We start from the raw sequence: 20,054 nt of genomic DNA, 5'->3' as shown, positions 1-20,054 counted from the left end.
CGTCAATTCGCGCTCACTTGTTTGTTTTTTTTTTCCAGAAGACGACGGCGTACGAGTCCCAGTGCGGTCTCGTGGGCTCGGAGATGTGTATAGGCGGCAGGTCCGGGCTGGCGAAGCCGGTCACTTCGAGATCAAAGCCGCGCATGCTGGGCAGACGGGCGGGGTGGGCCATCAGTTTCATGCGGCGCACGCCGTGCGCTTTGATGATCTGCGCGCCGATGCCGTACAGGCGCAGCTCGGCCAGACCATCGCGTTGCGGTGCGGGCGGGCTGCCGGTGGGGTCCAGGCGGCGCAGCAGGCTTTCGCGGTGGCCTGCGGCGTTGAGCAGCACCGCCAGGCCCCGGCCGCGCTCGCGCAGCGTGCGCAGCGCCACACCCAGCGGCCAGGAGTGGCTGCACGAGGCATCGTCCAGCAGGTCCAGCGCGTTGAGCGGTTCGTGCACGCGCACCCAGACTTCGTCGTCCTCCGCCCAGGTGCCCACGCTCAGCGCCAGATGAACGCCGCCGGTGCTGTCGCGAAAGCCCTGGGCGGTGAACTCGCCCCAGGGCGTGACCATGGGCCGCGCTTCCAGCGGGGTGATCAGCGTCTCGGCGCGGCTGCGGTAGGCGATGAGATCGGCGATGGTGCCCAGCTTGAGGCCGTGCGTGGCAGCAAACTGCTGCAGGTCGGGCAGGCGGGCCATGCTGCCGTCGTCATTCATGATTTCGCAGATGACGGCGGTGGGGCTGCAGCCGGCCATGCGCGTCATGTCGCAGCCGGCCTCGGTGTGACCGGCGCGCACCAGCACGCCGCCGTCCTGCGCCTGCAGCGGAAAGACATGGCCGGGCTGGACCAGGTCTTCGGCGCGGGCGTCCGGGGCCACGGCGGTGGCGATGGTGTGGGCGCGGTCGGCGGCCGAAATGCCGGTGGTCACGCCGCGCGCGGCCTCGATCGAGACGGTGAAGGCGGTGGCGTAGACCGTGCCGTTCTGCGCGGCCATGGGCGGCAGCTTGAGGCGCTGGCAGTGCTCGCGCGTCAGGGTCAGGCAGATCAGGCCCCGGCCATACCGGGCCATGAAGTTGATCGCTTCGGGCGTGACCTTGTCGGCGGCCATCAGCAGATCGCCCTCGTTCTCGCGGTCTTCCTCGTCCAGCAGGACGATCATGCGGCCTGCGGCCAGCTCGTCCAGCAGCTCGGGAATGGGCGAGATCGCCACCCCAGCCGTCATGCCAGCACCTTCGCGATGGACGCGCAGACGTGGCCGATGTTGCCGGGGTTGAGCGCCGCCACGCACATGCGGCCGGTGTCGGTGCCGTAGACGCCGAATTCGGAGCGCAGGCGCACCATCTGCTCCTTGCTCAGGCCCGAGTAGCTGAACATGCCGGCCTGGGTGGTGATGAAGGACATGTCGCGCGTGACGCCAGCGGCTTTCAGGCCCTCGACCAGCGCCTGGCGCATGGCCTTGATGCGCACGCGCATGGCGCCCAGCTCTTCGTCCCACTGCGCGCGCAGCGCCGCGTCGCCCAGCACGGCGGCGACCACGGCGGCGCCATGCGTCGGCGGGTTGGAGTAGTTGGTGCGGATCGTCACTTTCAGCTGGCTGAGCACGCGCGCGGCCTCATCCTTGTCCGAACACAGCACGCTGAGCGCACCCACGCGCTCGCCGTAGAGGCTGAAGCTCTTGGAAAACGATGTGGACACAAAGAAAGACAGCCCCGCCGCGACAAAGCGCGCGATGACCGCGCCGTCCTGCGCCAGGCCTTCGGCAAAGCCCTGGTAGGCCATGTCCAGGAAGGCGACCAGCTGGCGCTCTTTCACGGCGGCGATGACCTGATCCCACTGCGCGGGCGTCAGGTCGTAACCGGTCGGGTTGTGGCAGCAGGCGTGCAGCACAACGATGGTGCCGGGCTCGGCGGCGGTCAGAGCGGCGATCATGCCTTCGAAGTTGATGCCGGCGCGGGCGGCGTCAAAGTAGGGGTAGCTCTCAACGGTGAACCCGGCGCGGCCGAACAGGGCGCGGTGGTTTTCCCAGCTGGGGTCGGAGATCAGCACCTTGGCCGCCGGGTTCATGGCGTGCAGGAAATCGGCGCCGATCTTCAGGCCACCCGTGCCGCCCAGAGCCTGGACGGTGGCCACGCGGCCGCGGGTCACGGCTTCGCTGCTCTCGCCGAAGACCAGGTTTTTGACGCCCTGGTCGTAGGCGGCGATGCCGTCGATGGGCAGATAACCGCGCGCCTTGGGCGTGGACATCAGCTTTTCTTCAGCGCTCTGCACGCACTTCAGCAGCGGCAGCTTGCCGTTTTCGTCAAAGTACACGCCCACACCCAGGTTGACCTTGCTGGGGTGGCTGTCGGCGTTGAACTGCTCGTTCAGACCCAGAATGGGGTCGCGCGGGGCCATGTCGATGCGGGAAAACAGTGCCATGTCGGTGTCCTGTGGGCGGATTGGTAATATCCCTGACATTTTAGCGGCCGGACACGGCACTGACATACGGCCGGGCCATACTCTTCGCCAGGTTTGATGTTCTCTGTGATCGCTTGTATCCCCTGCCCACCGTCACTTTTGCCCAGGAGTTTTCCATGCTGCGTCTGAAACACACCCCACTGGCGGCCGCGCTGCTGCTGTCCAGCCTGTCGCTATCGGCCCACGCCGAGACGCTGCGCCTGCTGACCTGGGCCGATTACGCCCCGCGCGCCGTGATCGAGCAGTTCAAAAAAGAGACGGGCATCGACGTCGAAGTGACGCTGTCCAACAACGAAGAGATGATCTCCAAGCTGCGCGCCACCGGCGGCGCGGGCTTTGACCTGGCCAACCCCAGCCAGGACCGCATCACCGGGCCGGTGCAGCAGTTCCGCATCTACCAGCCCATCGATCTGTCCAAGGTCAAGACGGCGCAGTTCACGCCGTCCATGCTCAAGGCGACGCAGGCCGTCACCGGGCTGAATGGCAAGGTCTACGGCCTTCCGCTGTTCTGGGGCACCGACGGCCTGGTCGTCAACAGCAAGCTGGCCCCGGCGATCAAGGATTACGGCGATCTGTGCGATGCCAGATACACCGGCAAGACAGCGGTGCGTCTGGTGCGACCCAGCCTGATCGCGCAGGCCTTCGCCATGGGCAAGGACCCGTTCAAGGCCTACGCCAATCCCAAGGAATACGAGGCCATCATGACTGCCGCGGGCGACAAGCTGGCTGCGTGCAAGCCGGTGCTGAAATATTTCTGGGAGAACAAGGACCAGCTGCTGTCCGACGTGCGCAGCGGCGCCGTGGTGGGCGCGCAGATGTGGGACGCGGGCGCCTGGAAGCTCAATGCCGAAAGCCCGGACATCCGCTTTGTCGCGCCCGCCTCCGGCGCGCTGGGCTGGGTCGATACCTTTGCCATCCCGGCCAAGGCCAAAAACGTCGATGCCGCCTACAAATGGATCAATTTCGTGACCCAGCCCCAGATTGCCGCGCAGCTGGCGCAGTCGGCGGGCAGCTTCACGGCGGTCAAGGACGCCGAAAAGTACATGCCCGAGAAGATGAAGGCGCAGCTGGCCGAATCTTTCCCGCCCGCCGCCATGGACAACATCAAGTGGTATCCGGCGATTCCGGCGGGTCTGGAAGCCATCGACGGCCGGGTGCTGGACCGCATCAAGGCCGCGCGCTGAACGCCTGCGCATGAGTGCTTCTGCTGTAAAGGCCGCTGCGGCGGCTTCTGATATTGATCTTTCCGTGCGCAGCGTCAGCCGCCACTACGGCAGCTTCCATGCGGTGGACCAGCTGAGTTTTGACGTGGTGCGCGGGCAGTTTTTCTCCATCCTGGGGCCGTCGGGCTGCGGCAAGACGACGCTGCTGCGCATGATCGCGGGCTTTGTCCAGCCCGATGCGGGCGACATCGTGATCGCCGGGCGCTCCATGCAGGGCGTGGCGCCCAACCGCCGTCCGGTGAACATGGTGTTCCAGCACCTGGCGCTGTTTCCCATGATGTCGGTGGGCGATAACGTGGCTTATGGCCTGGCGCAGCGCGGCCTGTCCCGGCGCGAGCGCCAGGCCAAAGCCGCCGCCATGCTGGAGCGCGTGGGCCTGCCAGGCACGGCGGACAAGCGCATCGACCAGATGTCGGGCGGCCAGAAGCAGCGCGTGGCGATTGCCCGCGCGCTGGTGCTGGAGCCCACGCTGCTGCTGCTGGACGAGCCGCTGGGCGCGCTGGACCTGAAGCTGCGCGAGCACATGAAGCTGGAGCTGAAACAGATCCAGGCCGATTTCGGCACCACCTTCGTCTACATCACCCACGACCAGAGCGAGGCGCTGGTCATGTCCGACCAGGTCGCGGTGATGAACCACGGCCGCTTCGAGCAGGTCGGTACGCCGCGCCAGCTTTACCGCGAACCGGCCAGCGCCTTCGTGGCCGGTTTTGTCGGCCACAGCAACCGCGCCAGCGGCCGCATCGTGCGCAGCAGCGCCAGCGACGAGCTGCAGCTGGACGGTGGCCCGACGATTCCCCTGAACAGCGTGTCGGCGCATTCCACGCCCGCAGGGGCAGCGCAGGTGTTTGTGCGACCGGAGCAGATTTCGCTGGCGGCGCAATCGGCCGATCTGCCCGACGGCCTGCCGCGCTGGCCCGTCACGGTGCAGTCTTTGCTGTTCGATGGCGCCAGTTCGATGCTGATGGTGCGTTTTGAAGGCGGCCTCGCCTGGCAGGTGACGCTGGCCCAGCACAGCCTGGACCGCGACTGGTCGGTGGGTGCCCCGGCCTGGCTGGCGCTGGACCCGGCGCAGATGCAGGTGTTTGCGGCATGAGCGCTGCTGCTGACAAGCCGCCCCTGGCTGATGACAAGCCGCCCTTGGCGGCGGGCCGCCTGGCGCTGGGCCTGCTGCTGGCCCCGGCGCTGCTCTGGCTGGGCCTGCTGATTGTGCTGCCGCACGTCAACCTGCTGCTGCTGTCCTTCCACGACAGCTCCGGCGGCGGCGACCCGGTCTGGAGCAGCACGCAGTACGCCACTTTTTTTGGCGAACCGCTCTACTGGAACACCTTTGTGCGCACGGCCACGATGTCGCTGCTGGCGACGGCGCTGGCGCTGGTGCTGGCTTTTCCGGTGGCCTGGACCATCGCCAAGGTGGCGCGTGGGCGCACACGGTCCTGGCTGTTCGCGGCCATCCTGATCCCGTTCTGGGCGAGCGAACTGGTGCGCACGCTGGGCTGGATCATTCTGCTGCGCCAGGGCGGCATCCTGCCCACGCTGCTGCACACGCTGGGCCTGGCCGGGCCGGATCTGGATCTGCTGTACAGCGACGCCACCATCCTGGTCGGCCTGGTGTATGGTTCGCTGCTCTTCATGCTGGTGCCCCTGATCAACGTGCTGGACACCCTGGACAACAGCCTGATCGAAGCCGCTTACGACCTGGGCGCGGGGCGGGCGAACATCCTGCGGCGCATCATCATTCCGCACGCGGCGCCGGGCATCGCGGCCGGCTGCCTGATGGTTTTCATGCTGACGCTGGGCAACTACCTGACGCCGGTGGTGCTGGGCGGCAAGGATTCCATGTGGTTCACCGACCAGATCTACACCCAGTTCATCACCCGCTTCAACTGGGAGCAGGGCTCGGCCTTTGCTTTCCTGCTGCTGCTGCTGTCCAGCCTGCTCGTGTGGCTGGGGCTGCGCCTGACCGGCCAGCGTCTGGCCAGCGCCATGCGCCAGACCTGAGGAGAATCGCATGATTCCCGGCCTCCCCGACCCCCCGATCTGGCGCCGCGCCCGCACGGCCTATGTGGCGCTGTTTTTCCTGTTTCTGCTGCTGCCGCTAGCGGTGGTGGCGGTGTTCGCCTTCAACGACGCGCCGTATCCGCTGCCGCCCTGGCGTGGTTTCACGCTGGACTGGTTCATCGGCCACGCGGCGGATCGCCTGGGCGTGCTCTTCAACCCCGATCTGCACGACGCGCTGGGCAACAGCGTCTGGGTGGCGGTCTGGGTGTCGGCGCTGGTGATGGCAGTGGGCACGGTCAACGCCGTGGTGCTGGAGCGCGCACAGTTCCGGGGCAAGGCGCTGCTGGCCACGGTGATGCTGCTGCCGCTGGTGATCCCGGGCGTGATCCTGGGGATTTCCATCCTGGCGCTGGCCAGCCAGATCGCCAACTGGGCCGACGCCCGCTTCGGCCTGGAGCTGGACTGGCTGCGTCCCGGCCTGCCGCTGGTGGTGGCAGGGCAGTTTTCCTACATCGTCAGCATCGCCACGCTCACCATCAGCGCGCGCCTGCGCCGCTTCGACATCACGCTGGAAGAGGCGGCTCTCAACCTGGGCGCGACGCGCCTGGGGGTGTGGCGCACCATCACCTGGCCGCACCTGCGCCCGGCGGTGCTGGGCAGCGGCGCAGTGGCTTTCCTGCTCAGCTTCGAGAACTTCAACACCACGCTGATGCTGGCTGGCGGCGACAGCCCGCTGACCATCTGGATGTACGGCCAGATGCGCCAGGGCGCCACGCCCATCCTCAACGCGATCAGCCTGCTGCTGATGACAGTGACGGCGGCAGTGGTGCTACTGATGTACTGGCGTAAGCCGAAAGAGGCGGTTTGAAGCTGGGCAGCGCCGAACCTGGATGTTGGTGTCCAGCATTCGAGTGACCTGTCGGGGCCCCTGGCATACTGAGTCAGACATCGCCACTCTTGTTGACGCCATACGTTTGCAAGGCAGACGCCACCTGTGATTTCTCTGTTGTTTCAGCGGCATAGAGGCGATAACTCGGAGCGACGATGGGCTCAACTGAAATGACCTGCACCACGAAGACAGAGCGAACAGGAAATTTAGGACCCGCCATGGCTTCAAGCGGCGCAGACCACCTGGAGAAGTCGGCGTCTGACCTTTTGACATTCCGAGCGACGCCGATGGCCTTGAAACCCTTTTGAACAAAGATATCGACGAAGCTGATGCAGACACGCGAATTGATCTCGATGTTGCGTTCACTCTTTGGCGATGCAATGTTTGCTATGACGATGTGCTCAGCGTCAAAGGCAGCAAAGATCTCTTTCGGTGAGACGTTTGGTTGACCCGTTTCATCGACGGTAGCCAGCCAGCACAGCACACTGCGACTGATGTAATCCACGACTTCTGATGTGATCATGATACGGTTGGAAGTTTGGTTTGAGGTGTCCAGCGCAGGCATCATCGCCAAGGGCCACATGTTATCGACGTGGATGGCGACTCAGTGACAATAGCGCCCTGACCCACTTTCCCTGAATGGCCCGCCCATGACACCCGCAGAACTCGCCCGCTGGGAAGACCCGATTGCCGCCGTCGCCACCGCTGCGGGGCCGGGGGCGGTGGGCATCGTGCGCCTGTCCGGGCCCGACTTGCGCGGTTTCATTCAGGCCTGGCTGGGCCGCGATCTGGTGCCGCGCATGGCCACGCTGCTGCCGCTGCCCGCCCGCGACGGCAGCGCCATCGACACCGGGCTGGCGATCCATTTTCCCGGGCCCAATTCGTACACCGGCGAAGACGTGCTGGAGCTTCAGGCCCACGGCGGTCCGGTGGTGCTGCAGCTGCTGCTGGCGCGCTGCTTCGAGGTCGCTGCGGCAGTGCCCGCCTGCGAGCGCCTGCGTCTGGCGCAGGCTGGCGAGTTCACGCGCCGCGCTTTTCTGAACGGCAAGCTCGATCTGGCGCAGGCCGAAGCCGTGGCCGACCTGATCGCCGCCAGCACCGAGGCGGCTGCGCGCAGCGCCAGCCGCTCGCTGGCGGGCGCGTTTTCGGTGGAGATCGGGAGCCTGACGGGGCAGGTGGTCCACGCTCGCACCCTGGTCGAGGCGACGCTGGATTTCCCCGAGGAAGACATCGACTTCATCGAGCAGTACGGCATTCGCACCCTGGTTGAGGCCCTCGCCGCGCAGCTGGCGGCGGTGCAGGCGCAGACGTGCCAGGGCGCCATCCTGCGCGAGGGCGTCAGCGTGGTGCTGGCCGGACAGCCCAATGTGGGCAAGAGTTCGCTGCTCAACGCGCTGGCCGGGGCCGAACTGGCCATCGTCACCGCCGTGCCGGGCACGACGCGTGACCGCGTCAGCCAGACGCTGCAGATCGACGGCGTGCCGCTGCACATCATCGACACCGCCGGTCTGCGCGACACGCAGGACGAGGTCGAGCGCATCGGCATTGAACGCTCCTGGCAGGCCATCGCGCAGGCCGACGTGCTGCTGTGGCTGCGCGACCTCTCCCTTGCCGCCGACCCGGCTTATGCCACCGCCGACGCCGCGCTGGCGGGCGAGCTGGCGCAGGCGCTGTCCGCACCGGGTGGGGCCGGGCGCATCCCCGTGCTTCAGGTGTGGAACAAGCTGGATGCTTTTCAAACGCCCGTATCGCCGTCCGAGCCGTCGGACACGCCGCTGGCCGTGACGCAGACGCTGCGTCTTTCGGCCCGCAGCGGCGACGGCCTCGACGCGCTGCGCCAGGCGCTGCTGGCAGCGGTGGGCTGGCAGGGCGGCGGCAGCGAAGGCCTGTTCAGCGCCCGCGCCCGCCACGTCGAGGCTCTGGGCCGCGCCCAGACGCACATCGCCGCCGCGCTGGACCACCTGAGCCACCCCGCACCCCTGCTGGATCTGATCGCCGAAGAGCTGCGCCTGGCCCACGACGAACTGGGCCAGATCACCGGCCAGTTCAGCAGCGAGGATCTGCTGGGTGCGATTTTTGGAAGGTTCTGTATCGGGAAGTGAGTGGGTCAGCCCGCGACTGAAGCGGGAGCTGACCCCACGTCCGACGGAACCCCTCAATGACTCCGCGCTGTCGCCCTCGCCGGGCTGGCGGGTTTGCTCTGGCTGGCGCTGCGGCTGGCGTTCTGGATCGCGCGCTGGGCGGTGTGCTGCGGCGTGGCCTGGCGGGCGGGCGCTGCGGGCGCGCTGGCCTGGACCTGACCGCCGAACACGGCGATGGCGCTTTGCAGCACGCTGGCCTGGTGGTGAAGCTGCTGGGCCACGGCGGCGCTTTCTTCCACCAGAGCGACGTTCTGCTGCGTCATGTTGTCCAGATCGACGACAGACTGGTTGACCAGATCAATGCCCTGCGACTGCTCCTGCGTGGCGGTGCTGATCTGGGCGATCAGGTCGCTGACGCGGCTGACCTGGGTCTTGATGCTGCTCATGGTCTGTCCGGCGTTGCCGACCTTGGTGTTGCCGCTGTCCACGGTCTGCACCGAGGTGACGATGAGCTGCTTGATTTCCTTGGCCGCGCCCGCGCTGCGCTGCGCCAGGTTGCGCACTTCCGAGGCCACGACGGCAAAGCCGCGCCCCTGCTCGCCCGCGCGGGCGGCTTCGACCGAGGCGTTCAGCGCCAGGATGTTGGTCTGGAAGGCGATGCTGTCAATGACGCCGATGATGTCGTTGATGCGCTTGCTGCTGGCGCTGATGTCCTGCATGGTGTGGACCACCTGCTGCACGGCCTCTTCGCCGGTTTCGGTGATCTGGCGCGCTTCTTCGGCCAGGCGGCTGGCGGCCGAAGCGCTGTCGCCGCTGCTGCGCACGGTGCCGGTGATTTCGTCCATGGCGCTGGCGGTCTGCTGCAGGTTGGACGCCTGGCGCTCGGAGCGCTGCGACAGGTCGTGGCTGCTGCTGGAGATTTCGCGGCTGACGGCGGTCAGGCCGGAGGTCTGCGAGGCAATGTCATCCACCAGCGCTTTCAGGTTCAGCCCGGACTGGTTGATGCAGCGCTGAAGGTGTCCGATGGCGTCGATGCGGTCCATGCCGGGGGCGTTCTGCGGATCGCCGCCCGCGACGCGCTGCGCCTGCTGCAGCACCGTGTCCAGCGGCGCGGTGATGTGATGGCGCAGCCACAGGCTGGCCACCGCCGTGCCCGCCAGCGCCGCGCCCGCTGCGGCGCCCAGTGCGGTCAGGCTCAGGGCGGGCAGGGCGCCCGCCAGCGCCAGGCCGCCCAGCAGCGCGCCGCCGGTCACGACAGACCCGGCCAGCGCGCCCAGTGTCGCGCGTGCCGGGGTGGACAGCGTGCGCCCCCAGGTCAGGAAAGACAGCAGCCCCCGGCGCACCAGCACGCCTTCGCGCAGGCCCCAGCCCTGGTTCTGTCCGGCCTGCCACTGCGCGTACAGCGTTTCGGCGGCCTGGACCTCCTGGCGGCTGGGTTCGGTGCGCACGGAGATGTAGCCCACCGGCTGGCCCTGGCGCACCATGTGGATGGCGTTGGCGCGCACCCAGTAGTGGTTGCCGTTCTTGCAGCGGTTCTTGACGATGCCCGTCCATGCCTTGCCGGACTTGATCGTCGCCCACATGTCGGCAAAGGCCGCCTTGGGCATGTCGGGGTGGCGCACGATGTTGTGCGCCTGGCCCATCAGTTCCTCGCGGGTGTAGCCGCTGACCTGGACGAAGCTCTCGTTGGCGTACTGCAGGTAGCTGCTGCTGTCCGTGGTGGACATCAGCGTCGTGCCTTTGGGGAAAGGCAGCTCCTGCTGGGTGACGTGGGGTGTGGTGGACATAGGGCCTCGGGGTGCAGTGGGGGATGTTCTGTTATCGACGGATTCAGTCGGAATCAAAGCGCCCGCCCGGGCCCCGAGGCCCTCAATAGCTCAGGAAAACTGGACTATTTCTCGGTTCATGCCCAGCGGCTTCTCAGTTGATCCGCTTGAGCGTGAAAACGCCGCCCCAGGGCACGAGCGGATCGTTGCGGCCCGCGATGACGCCGGTGGCGAACTGGCCATTGCTGCCGTGGAAGGTCAGGTTCAGCGTGGCCTGGCTGAGGTAATCCCCCGTGCCGCCCGGCGCCAGCACCAGCAGGCTGGACGCGGTGGCGCCGTCCACGGCCGTCTGGGCCGTTTTGGCATCGACCAGCACGACCTTGCCCTGCGTCAGCGCCAGACGGGTGGCGATCCGGCCGTCTTTCAGGGTGATTTCGAGCGTGCCGGGACGGGCGTTGTGATCGTAGGGCGAATCGATGTAAAGCACCTGGCCGCGGTACACGCCATCTGCTGCAGGGGCCGTGGGCTGGCGCAGACCGGCAAACAGGTCCTGCGCTTCTTCGTCCTTGCTGTCATCGTCCAGATCGATGATGGCGCGCCGGATCGCGCCGATGAAGCCGCTGGTGCCCTGCTGCGCATCGCCCACGTGCGCTGACGAAAACGCGCTGATGTGCGTTTCGATGCGGTCCGAGCGACCGTCGGCCGACCTGGGGGCCAGGCGGGCGTTCAGCCCATCGGCCGTGATGGTGATGGTGTAAGCCTGGCCCTGCGCCCCGGACGCGGCCGAAAAAGTCTGCACGCCGTCACCGGCAGCCTGCGTGCTGATCGAGCTCTGGGTGATCTTGTCGGCGTTCCCGGTCGTGGACAGGCTGAGCGAGTACGCCGCCGTCACGGGCACCGGAGCAGGAGCAGGAGCAGGAGCAGGAGCAGGAGCAGGAGCAGGAGCAGGAGCAGGAGCAGGAGCAGGAGCAGGAGCAGGAGCAGGAGCAGGAGCAGGAGCAGGAGCAGGAGCCACCGGCCGGATGGTCAGGATCAGCGCGGGACTGTCCAGTGCGCCCGCCCGGGCCTGGATGCGCGCCGTGCCGGCAGCGCGCACGGTCACCACGCCGTCGGCGTCCACGCTGGCGACGTCCGGGGCGTCGCTGGTCCACTGCACCTGACCGGAGAGGTCTTCTTGAACGCCGCTGCTGCGCTGGCCCAGCGCCTGGATGCGCACGGTCGCGCCGGGAACCAGGTCGTTCACGGGCACCACCGGGTTCAGCGCCACGGCTGTGATCGGCGGTGCACCCACCGCCACCGTGACGGCGTTGCTGCTCAGCCCGCCGATCTGCGCTGTCAGCGTGGTCTGGCCCACGGCGAGGCCTTCCAGCACGCCGGGCGCAGTGAAGCGCGCCAGCGCCGCATCGCCGCCCAGCCAGGTCACGGCGCCGGTCACATCAGCGCTGCTGCCGTCACTGTACTGGGCCGTGACGGCCAGCTGCACCGTGCCCTGGACCAGCAGTTCCACCGGCGTAGCGCCGGGCTGGGTCGGGGCGTCCAGCTGCAGGGCGGTCAGCACGGGTGCCGTGGGGGACACGGGCGCCGGGCTGGTCTGCGGCGGTGTGCTGGCGGGCGGCGTGGGCGCAGCAGGCGTGGTGGTCGTGCTGCTGTCGGCGCTCCCGCCGCCGCCACAGGCGGCCAGCAGGGTCGTCAGGACAGCGGCGTACATCGGGGCGCGGGAAATCAGCATGGGTATCCTGGTCAGAAAGTTCTATCCCCCAAGGGGGGGGATGTTTGGTCAGACCAAGATGATAGCGTCAGAAATCTGTCAGCTTTACTTTTCTTGACGCCACCGGCGCCCCAGTCCGCAGCACTGTCGTCATTTGCACGAAACGAAAAGATAAGAACTTAAAAATACAGAAAAAGATGATTTTTCACCGATGAATCGCTGAAATTTTCTGGATCACGCTAAAATCCAGCGAAACGAAAGAACACGCGTCCCAACCCTGCAGGAGACTTGCATGACCCGCGCCACCCTCTGGTCCCGCCTTGACCCTTCCACCCCCGTTGATCTGGCCGTGATCGGCGGCGGCGCCACGGGCCTCGGCGTGGCGCTGGATGCGGCGCTGCGCGGCTTTTCGGTGGTGCTGCTGGAATCGCACGATTTTGGCGGCGGCACCTCGTCGCGCTCGACCAAGCTGCTGCACGGCGGCGTGCGCTATCTGGCGCAGGGCAACGTAGCGCTGGTGCGCGAAGCGCTGGCCGAGCGCAGCAATGTGCTGCGCATTGCGCCGCATCTGGCGCAGCCGCTGCCCTTTGTGATGCCGTCCTACCGATGCTGGCAGACGCCGTTTTACGGCATCGGGCTCAAGGTCTACGACGCGCTGGCCGGGCGTGCTGGCCTCGGCCCCACGGCCTGGCTGGGCGTGCAGGGGACGCTCGCCGCGCTGCCCGGGCTGCGCCGCGCGGGGCTGAAAGGCGGCGTGCGCTACTGGGACGGCCAGTTTGACGACGCCCGCCTGGCGCTGGCGCTGGCCCGGTCCATAGACCGCGCCGGCGGACTGGTGCTGAACTACGCCGCCGTCACCGCGCTGTCGGGCGGGCGCAGCGCAGGCGGCGATCAGCCCTGGACGCTCACCGTGCAGGACCGCTTGGGCGGTGAGGGAGGTGAGGGCGGGCCCACGGCGCAGATTCAGGCCCGCGCCGTCGTCAACGCCACCGGCGTCTGGGTCGATGGCGTGCGTGGCATGGCGCCTCAAACTTCGCCGCAGGGATCACAGGCGCTGCCGCGTCTGGTCTCGCCCAGCCAGGGCGTGCACGTGGTGGTCGACCGCAGCCACATGCCGGCCGATCACGCGCTGCTGGTGCCCCGCACCGACGATGGCCGCGTGCTGTTCGCTGTCCCCTGGATGGGCTCGCTCATTCTGGGCACCACCGACACGCCGCGCCAGGATCTGCCGCGCGAGCCCCAGCCCTTCGAGGCCGAACTGGATTTCATCCTGACCGAAGCCGGCAAGGTGCTGGAGCGCCCGCTGACCCGCGCCGACATCCGCAGCGTCTGGGTCGGCCTGCGCCCGCTGGTCGCCGCGCCGGATGCGGGGCAGGGCACGCGCAGCCTGTCGCGCGAGCACGTCATCGTGCCGGACGCCAATGGCCTGATCACCGTCACCGGCGGCAAGTGGACCACCTACCGCGCCATGGCCGAGCAGGTGCTGGACGCCTGCTTCGCCGCCCGCGTGCTGCCACGCCGCCCGGGCGGTTATACGGCCACGCACGCGCTGGTCGGTGCGCCGCAGCCTGGTTCGGGCCAGCCGCCGGTGTCCATCCAGCAGGCGCCGGGCGGCCATCTTTACGGCAGCGAACAGGCGCAGGTGCAGGCCTGCCCGGGCTCGGACCGCAAACTGGGCCTGGGCCTGACCGAGGCCATGGTGCGCTTTGCGGCGCGGTCCGAATACGCCATTGCGGTGGAAGATGTCCTGGCGCGGCGCTGGCGAGCGCTCTTTCTGGACGCCCGTCAGGCGCTGGCCATGGCGCCCGCCGTGGCCGCCATCTTGCAGGACGAGACGGGGCTGGACCCGCAACGGGCGGCCTTCGAGACGCTGGCCCAGGGCTATCTGCCGCAGGGGGGTTGAGCCGCTTGATGCGCTTCAGACGTCCAGCAGCCGCCCGCGTCCCAGCAGGTTGTGCGGGTCCAGCGCGGCCTTGATGCGGCGCATCCAGTCCAGCTGCAGGGGCTGGCCGCGCTGGGCCAGTTCGTCCTTTTTCAGCCAGCCTATGCCGTGCTCGGCGGAGAAAGTACCGCCCGCCGCCTGAACGGCATCGAACACCACGCGGTTGATCGCCGCCTCGTGCGTGGCCAGGAAAGCGGCCGGGTCTTCGCCCTCGGGCGCCTGCACGTTGTAATGCAGGTTGCCGTCACCCAGATGGCCGAAGTTGACCCCACGCACGCCCGGCCAGCGCGCCAGCAGCGCGGCGTCGGTGCCCTGGCAGAAGGCCGGAATGGCGGAAATGGGCAGGGCGATGTCGTGCTTGACGTTCAGGCCCTCGCGGCCCTGCGCGGCGGAGATGCTCTCGCGCAGCGCCCACATCTGCTGTGCCTGCGCCTGGCTCTGCGCCAGCGCCACGTCCTGCGCCTGGCCGCCCGCCAGCAGCGCCTGCCACAGGGCCTCGTTCTGCGCCTGGCCGGTGGCGTCGTCCATGCCGTGCTGCTCCCACTCCAGCAGCACCGCCCACGGGCCGTCCAGGGGCTGGCGGATGGCGGGGAAGTGCCGCCGCACTAGGGCACGCGCCGTGGCGTTCATCACCTCGAAAGCCGTCAGCAGCGGCCCCAGACGTGAGCGCGCCGCCATCAGAAGATCGCAGGCCTGATCCAGATCCGAGCACAGCGCCAGCGCCGTGTGCAGGCGCTGCGGGCGGGCGAACAGTTTCAGGCTGGCCGCTGAAATAATCGCCAGCGTGCCCTCGCTGCCCAGCAGGAGCTGGCGCAGGTCGTAGCCGCTGTTGTCCTTGCGCAGCGTCTTCAGGCCGTGCAGCACCTGGCCGCTGGCGCTGACGGCTTCCAGCCCCAGGCACAGATCGCGCGCATTGCCATAGCGCAGCACCTGCGTGCCGCCCGCGTTGCTGGCCAGGTTGCCACCGATGGTGCAGCTGCCCTCGCTGGCCAGGCTGAGCGGAAACAGCAGCCCGTGCGCCTGCGCAGCCTCCTGCACCTGCGCCAGCGTGCAGCCCGCCTCGGCGATCAGGCACAGGTTGAGCGGGTCCACCGCGCGAATGCGGTTCATGCGCCGCAGGCTGATCACCACTTCCTGCCCGGACCCGTCCGGCACGCCGCCGCCCACCAGCCCCGTGTTACCGCCCTGGACCACCATGCGCAGGCCGTGCTGCGCACACAGCGCCACCGCAGCCGCCAGCGCCGCCGTATCGCCCGGCAGCAGCACCGCCAGCGGCTGGCCGTGCCAGCGCTTGCGCTGGTCGATGGACCACGCAGCCACATCGTCCTGCCCGGGCTGCAGAAGGTGCAGGTCGTGGGAGTGGGTGAGGGCGGTGAAGGGGGCGGGGAGGGCGATCATGGGGAGATTGTCAGGCCCCGCCTTGTTCACCTGCACGGTCCAGGACCTGCGGCCCGAGCGCAAACGAGGCACTTTGAATCAAGGCGGTGTTGCGTTTCGGGATTGAGCGAGCCCCCTTATTCATGCAGCCCATGGTTCAACAGATAAGATGAGATAGCTCAAGGACGCAGCCTTGGTACCTTGCTTGCGTTGAAAGGTTGAGCATGGTCAATTTGATATCTGCAAAAATCAAGACACAGCAGCATGCAGACGAACCCCAACTGCACGCGCCACTTTCAGGACTGTGGCGAAGCTCGGGTTGCCGTTTTCGCTGAGCGCTTTGTATAGGCTTTCTCGGCTCAGGCCAGCATCGCGTGCGACTTGGGTCATGCCTTTGGCGCGTGCAATATCTCCGAGGGCTCTGGCAATGCCAGCGGCATCATCAGGGGCCTCAGCCAGCCAAGCATCCAGATATGCTGCCATTTCCTGGGGCGTGCGAAGCTGCTCTGCGACGTCGTACGGCAGGGTTTTTGTCTTCGGGCTTGCATTAGCTTGGGCCATTTCGGGACTCCTGAAGGTTTCGGGCCAGCTCAATTGCGACTTTGATGTCCTGTTGCTGACTGGATTTGTCACCACCGGCGAGAAGGACGATGAGTTCACCATTCCTTTCGGTGTAGTAAACCCGGTAGCCTGGCCCTACGTCGATTTTCAGTTCAGAGACGCCATCCGTCAGAACGCGATGCTGCCCCGGATTGCTATGAGCCAGTCTGTCGACGCGCACTTGGATTCGTGCCCGGCAGGTGCGGTCTTTAAGCCCATTGATCCAATCGCGGTAGACCTCGGTGATCTGGATGCGCATGGTGGAATGTAGCCCATAGGATACGAAAGATCAAGATTTGGCCTCAGTGAGTCTGTGGCACCTATCGAATCACCGCCTGCGGGATCCCCCCAGCAGCGAACCCAGCAGCCCGCGCACGATTTCGCGGCCGACTGTGGAGCCCACGGTGCGCACGGCGCTCTTGGCGGCCATTTCGGCCAGGCCGTCGTGTTTGCCGCCGCGCGGGCCGGTGGAGCCAAACAGCAGGTCGGACAGGCCGCCCAGCAGTCCGCCGCTGGCTTCCTGCGTGGCGCCCTGGGTGGCGGCACGGCCGGCCTCGCGGGCGACGCTGCCTGCGGCCGAGCCCATGCCCTGCTGGGCCGCGTCAGCGGTCTGCGCGGCGCGGCCTTTGAGCTTTTCGTAGGCCGATTCGCGATCCACCGGCGTGTCGTACACGCCCGCCACCAGCGAGCCCTGCAGCAGCGCCTGGCGCTGCTGGGGCGTGATGGGGCCCAGCTGGCTGCCGGGCAGGCGCACAAAAACGCGCTCGGTGGGGCAGGGGCGGCCCTTGGCGTCCAGGAAGCTGATCAGCGCCTCGCCGACACCGAGCTCGGTGATGGCGGCGGCGATGTCCAGACCCGGGTTGGGGCGCATGGTGTCGGCAGCCGATTTGACGGCTTTCTGGTCGCGCGGGGTGAAGGCGCGCAGCGCGTGCTGCACACGGTTGCCCAGCTGGCCCAATACGGTTTCGGGGATGTCGATGGGGTTCTGGGTGACGAAATACACGCCCACGCCTTTCGAGCGCACCAGGCGCACGACCAGCTCGATGCGCTCAACCAGCACGCGCGGCGCGCCCGCAAACAGCAGGTGGGCCTCGTCAAAGAAGAAGACCAGCTTGGGCTGGTCCAGATCACCGACTTCGGGCAGCATTTCGAACAGCTCGGACAGCAGCCACAGCAGGAAGGTGGAGTACAGGCGCGGCGACGCCATCAGCTTGTCGGCGGCCAGGATGTTGACCACGCCCTGGCCGTCCACCGTCTGCATCAGGTCGCCGATGTCGAGCATGGGCTCGCCGAAGAATTTGTCGCCGCCCTGCTGCTCGATCTGCATCAGGCCGCGCTGGATGGCGCCTACCGACGCGGGCGAGATATTGCCGTATTCCGTGGTGAAATCCGCGCGGTTGTCGCCCACATGCTGCAGCATGGCGCGCAGATCCTTGAGATCCAGCAGCGCCAGGCCCTGGTCGTCGGCGATCTTGAAGACCAGCGACAGCACGCCTTCCTGCGTGTCGTTCAGATCCAGCATGCGCCCGATCAGCAGCGGGCCCATGTCGGACACCGTGGCGCGCACGGGGTGACCCTGTTCCCCAAAAACATCCCACAGCGTGGTCGGACACTGGTGTGGCTCGGGCTCAGGCAGGCCACGCTCGGCCAGCACGGGCTTGAGCTTGTCGGGCACGCGCCCCGTCTGGCTGATGCCCGTCAGATCGCCCTTGATGTCGGCCATGAAAACCGGCACGCCAGCGCGTGAGAACTGCTCGGCCATGGCCTGCAGCGTCACGGTTTTGCCGGTGCCGGTGGCCCCGGTGATCAGGCCGTGGCGGTTGGCCAGGGCGGGCAGCAGGCTGCAGAGGATGTCGCCGTGCTGGGCGATGGGAAAGCCGGTGTCGGTGGTGCTCATGGGGAGTTCCGTGCGGAGGGTAGAATGCCAGTCCCATAGTCTATCCGGTAGGAGTCAAGTCGCATGGCGGGTCATTCCAAGTGGGCCAACATCCAGCACCGCAAGGGCCGGCAGGATGAAAAACGCGGTCGGGTCTGGACGCGGCTGACGCGCGAGATCATCGTCGCGGCGCGGTCGGGCGGCGGCGACATCGCCATGAACCCGCGTCTGCGCCTGGCCATCGACAAGGCCAAGGCGGCGAACATGCCGGCCGACAACATCAAACGCAATGTGGACAAGGCCACGGGCAACCTCGAAGGCGTGACCTACGAGGAAATCCGTTACGAAGGCTACGGCATTGGCGGCGCTGCCATCATGGTCGACACCATGACGGACAACAAAGTGCGCACCGTGGCCGAAGTGCGCCACGCCTTCAGCAAGAACGGCGGCAATCTGGGCACCGACGGCTCGGTGGCCTTCCAGTTCCGCCACTGCGGGCAGTTTGTGTTCGCGCCCGGCACCTCGGAAGACCAGGTGATGGAAGTGGCTCTGGAAGCGGGCGCCGAAGATGTCATCAGCGACGATGATGGCGCCATCGAAGTACTGACCGCTCCGGCCGATTTCGAAGCCGTGCAGGCCGCGCTGGTGGCCGCTGGCCTTGTGCCCGAGCTGGCTGAAGTGACCTGGCGGGCGGACAACAGCATCGCGCTGGCTGGCGACGACGCCGTGCGCATGCAGAAACTGCTGGACATGATCGAAGACCTGGACGACGTGCAGAACGTGTTTCACAACGCTGAACTCGATCTGCCCTGAGGAGAAAACCGTGAAAGTGATGGTCATCGGATCGGGCGGCCGCGAGCACGCCCTGGCCTGGAAACTGGCCCAGGGCGAGCGCGTCGAGCAGGTGTACGTCGCGCCGGGCAACGGTGGCACCGTCACCGAGGCGCATGTGCGCAACGTGGACATCGCTGCCACCGACGTGGATGCGCTGGTCGCTTTTGCGCAGGAAAAAAACATCACCCTGACGGTGGTCGGCCCCGAAGCCGCGCTGGCGGCGGGTGTGGTGGACGCCTTCCGGCGCGCGGGTCTGGCGATTTTCGGGCCGACGCAGTCGGCGGCGCGGCTGGAAACGTCCAAGCGCTTCGCCAAGGATTTCATGGCGCGCCACCACATTCCCACCGCGCGCTACGCCACCTTCACCGAAGCGGTGGGCGCGCACGCTTATGTGGACGCGGAAGGCGTGCCCATCGTCGTCAAGGCCGACGGCCTGGCGGCTGGCAAGGGCGTGGTCGTGGCGATGACGCTGGACGAGGCCCACGCCGCCATCGACGACATGCTGGCGCTGGGGCAGGGCAGCCCGGCGGGCGAAGCGCGCGTGGTCATCGAAGAATTTCTGGAGGGCGAAGAGGCCAGTTTCATGGTCCTGGCCGACGGCCGCAATGTGATCAGTCTGGCGACCAGCCAGGACCACAAGCGTCTGCTCGATCACGACCAGGGCCCCAACACAGGGGGCATGGGTGCGTATTCGCCCGCGCCGGTGGTCACGCCCAACGTCCACGCGCGGGTGATGAAAGAGATCATCAAGCCCACGCTGGCCGCCATGGCCGCTGAGGGCGTGCCCTTCACCGGCTTTCTGTACGCCGGGCTGATGATCGACGCCCAGGGCCACCCGCGCACGCTCGAATTCAACACCCGCATGGGCGACCCGGAGACCCAGCCCATTCTGATGCGGCTGAAATCCGATCTGGCCGAGGTGCTGCTGCAGGCCGCCAAGGGCCAGCTGCCCGATGCCCCGCTGGAATGGGATCGCCGCTGCGCCGTGGGCGTGGTCATGGCCGCGCCGGGTTATCCGCAGCAGCCGGTCACCGGCCAGACGGTCGAGGGGCTGGACCGTCTTTTTGCTGACGGCACCGTGCAGGTGTTTCACGCCGGAACGCAGCGTGATGCCGACGGGCAGGTGCGGGTCAGCGGCGGGCGCGTGCTGTGCGTGACCGCGCTGGGCGACAACGTGCGCTTGGCGCAGCAGGCGGCTTATGAGGCCGTGCGCCGCATCCAGTTCGAGGGTGTGCAGTTCCGCAGCGACATCGCCCACCGCGCCGTGCGCGCCCGCCCGGAAGCGGCGGAAGCGGTACCCGCCTCGCGCTTCTGAGGC

Annotated in this window: 17 protein-coding genes; 8 read left to right on the top strand and 9 right to left on the bottom strand. The window is 67.3% G+C overall.

The features are described 5' to 3' along the window. Window positions 1–13 precede the first annotated feature (13 nt). Both ribBA and RV045_RS13390 read right to left on the bottom strand, forming a co-directional pair. Window positions 14–1,207, bottom strand: a complete 1,194-nt coding sequence (gene ribBA / locus RV045_RS13395) for a bifunctional 3,4-dihydroxy-2-butanone-4-phosphate synthase/GTP cyclohydrolase II (RefSeq protein WP_423236297.1) — start codon at window positions 1,205–1,207, stop codon at window positions 14–16. Then, complete coding sequence (locus RV045_RS13390; RefSeq protein WP_423236296.1) at window positions 1,204–2,403, bottom strand: amino acid aminotransferase; 1,200 nt, start codon at window positions 2,401–2,403, stop codon at window positions 1,204–1,206. Before RV045_RS13390 ends, ribBA begins: the two co-directional genes overlap by 4 nt. A 155-nt stretch (window positions 2,404–2,558) precedes the next feature. On the opposite strand from RV045_RS13390, the gene RV045_RS13385 reads away from it, so the two are divergent. From RV045_RS13385 to RV045_RS13370, 4 genes are read left to right on the top strand one after another with little or no spacing between them, the layout of a single operon-like run. After that, window positions 2,559–3,626, top strand: a complete 1,068-nt coding sequence (locus RV045_RS13385; protein ID WP_423236295.1) for an extracellular solute-binding protein — start codon at window positions 2,559–2,561, stop codon at window positions 3,624–3,626. A 10-nt stretch (window positions 3,627–3,636) separates the two neighbouring features. Beyond that, window positions 3,637–4,758 (top strand): ABC transporter ATP-binding protein, encoded by a 1,122-nt coding sequence (locus RV045_RS13380; RefSeq protein ID WP_423236294.1) that lies wholly within the window; start codon window positions 3,637–3,639, stop codon window positions 4,756–4,758. After that, window positions 4,755–5,663, top strand: coding sequence for an ABC transporter permease (locus RV045_RS13375; protein ID WP_423236293.1), 909 nt, complete (start codon window positions 4,755–4,757; stop codon window positions 5,661–5,663). Before RV045_RS13380 ends, RV045_RS13375 begins: the two co-directional genes overlap by 4 nt. A gap of 10 nt (window positions 5,664–5,673) precedes the next feature. Then, on the top strand, window positions 5,674–6,531 hold the full coding sequence (locus tag RV045_RS13370) for an ABC transporter permease (protein WP_423236292.1): 858 nt from the start codon (window positions 5,674–5,676) through the stop codon (window positions 6,529–6,531). A 73-nt stretch (window positions 6,532–6,604) separates the two neighbouring features. Here RV045_RS13370 and RV045_RS13365 read toward each other — a convergent pair whose 3' ends face one another. Next, window positions 6,605–7,120, bottom strand: a complete 516-nt coding sequence (locus RV045_RS13365) for a pyridoxamine 5'-phosphate oxidase family protein (protein ID WP_423236298.1) — start codon at window positions 7,118–7,120, stop codon at window positions 6,605–6,607. 82 nt (window positions 7,121–7,202) lie between these two features. Here RV045_RS13365 and mnmE point away from each other — a divergent pair, with 82 nt between their 5' ends. Then, complete coding sequence (mnmE, locus tag RV045_RS13360) at window positions 7,203–8,654, top strand: tRNA uridine-5-carboxymethylaminomethyl(34) synthesis GTPase MnmE (protein WP_423236291.1); 1,452 nt, start codon at window positions 7,203–7,205, stop codon at window positions 8,652–8,654. Between the two features lie 53 nt (window positions 8,655–8,707). Here mnmE and RV045_RS13355 read toward each other — a convergent pair whose 3' ends face one another. Next, window positions 8,708–10,420, bottom strand: a complete 1,713-nt coding sequence (locus tag RV045_RS13355; protein ID WP_423236290.1) for a methyl-accepting chemotaxis protein — start codon at window positions 10,418–10,420, stop codon at window positions 8,708–8,710. A gap of 133 nt (window positions 10,421–10,553) precedes the next feature. After that, window positions 10,554–12,128 carry an Ig-like domain-containing protein gene (locus tag RV045_RS13350; protein WP_423236289.1) on the bottom strand — a complete coding sequence of 525 codons (1,575 nt, stop codon included), beginning with the start codon at window positions 12,126–12,128 and terminating at the stop codon, window positions 10,554–10,556. A gap of 271 nt (window positions 12,129–12,399) precedes the next feature. Between RV045_RS13350 and RV045_RS13345 the strand changes: the two genes are divergently transcribed. Then, window positions 12,400–14,010 carry a glycerol-3-phosphate dehydrogenase/oxidase gene (locus RV045_RS13345; RefSeq protein WP_423236288.1) on the top strand — a complete coding sequence of 537 codons (1,611 nt, stop codon included), beginning with the start codon at window positions 12,400–12,402 and terminating at the stop codon, window positions 14,008–14,010. A gap of 15 nt (window positions 14,011–14,025) precedes the next feature. On the opposite strand, the gene RV045_RS13340 is transcribed toward RV045_RS13345, so the two are convergent. From RV045_RS13340 to RV045_RS13325, 4 genes are all read right to left on the bottom strand, one after another. Next, on the bottom strand, window positions 14,026–15,447 hold the full coding sequence (locus RV045_RS13340) for an FAD-binding oxidoreductase (protein ID WP_423236287.1): 1,422 nt from the start codon (window positions 15,445–15,447) through the stop codon (window positions 14,026–14,028). Window positions 15,448–15,675: 228 nt separating this feature from the next. Further along, window positions 15,676–15,987 carry an addiction module antidote protein gene (locus RV045_RS13335; protein ID WP_423236286.1) on the bottom strand — a complete coding sequence of 104 codons (312 nt, stop codon included), beginning with the start codon at window positions 15,985–15,987 and terminating at the stop codon, window positions 15,676–15,678. After that, window positions 15,974–16,285 carry a type II toxin-antitoxin system RelE/ParE family toxin gene (locus RV045_RS13330; RefSeq protein WP_423236285.1) on the bottom strand — a complete coding sequence of 104 codons (312 nt, stop codon included), beginning with the start codon at window positions 16,283–16,285 and terminating at the stop codon, window positions 15,974–15,976. Before RV045_RS13330 ends, RV045_RS13335 begins: the two co-directional genes overlap by 14 nt. 69 nt (window positions 16,286–16,354) lie before the next feature. Continuing rightward, window positions 16,355–17,923 (bottom strand): helicase HerA-like domain-containing protein, encoded by a 1,569-nt coding sequence (locus RV045_RS13325; RefSeq protein ID WP_423236284.1) that lies wholly within the window; start codon window positions 17,921–17,923, stop codon window positions 16,355–16,357. Window positions 17,924–17,986: 63 nt separating this feature from the next. Between RV045_RS13325 and RV045_RS13320 the strand changes: the two genes are divergently transcribed. Beyond that, window positions 17,987–18,715, top strand: coding sequence for a YebC/PmpR family DNA-binding transcriptional regulator (locus tag RV045_RS13320; protein WP_423236283.1), 729 nt, complete (start codon window positions 17,987–17,989; stop codon window positions 18,713–18,715). 10 nt (window positions 18,716–18,725) lie between these two features. Further along, a complete protein-coding gene (gene purD / locus RV045_RS13315; RefSeq protein ID WP_423236282.1) occupies window positions 18,726–20,051 on the top strand; it encodes a phosphoribosylamine--glycine ligase in 1,326 nt (441 codons plus the stop codon). The last annotated feature ends 3 nt before the right edge of the window (window positions 20,052–20,054 follow it).

The sequence above is a fragment of the Amphibiibacter pelophylacis genome (assembly GCF_037688875.1).
Taxonomy (GTDB): domain Bacteria; phylum Pseudomonadota; class Gammaproteobacteria; order Burkholderiales; family Burkholderiaceae_C; genus Amphibiibacter; species Amphibiibacter pelophylacis.
Note: the sequence above shows the minus strand (reverse complement) of the source record. Positions and strands in the feature narration are given on the sequence as shown.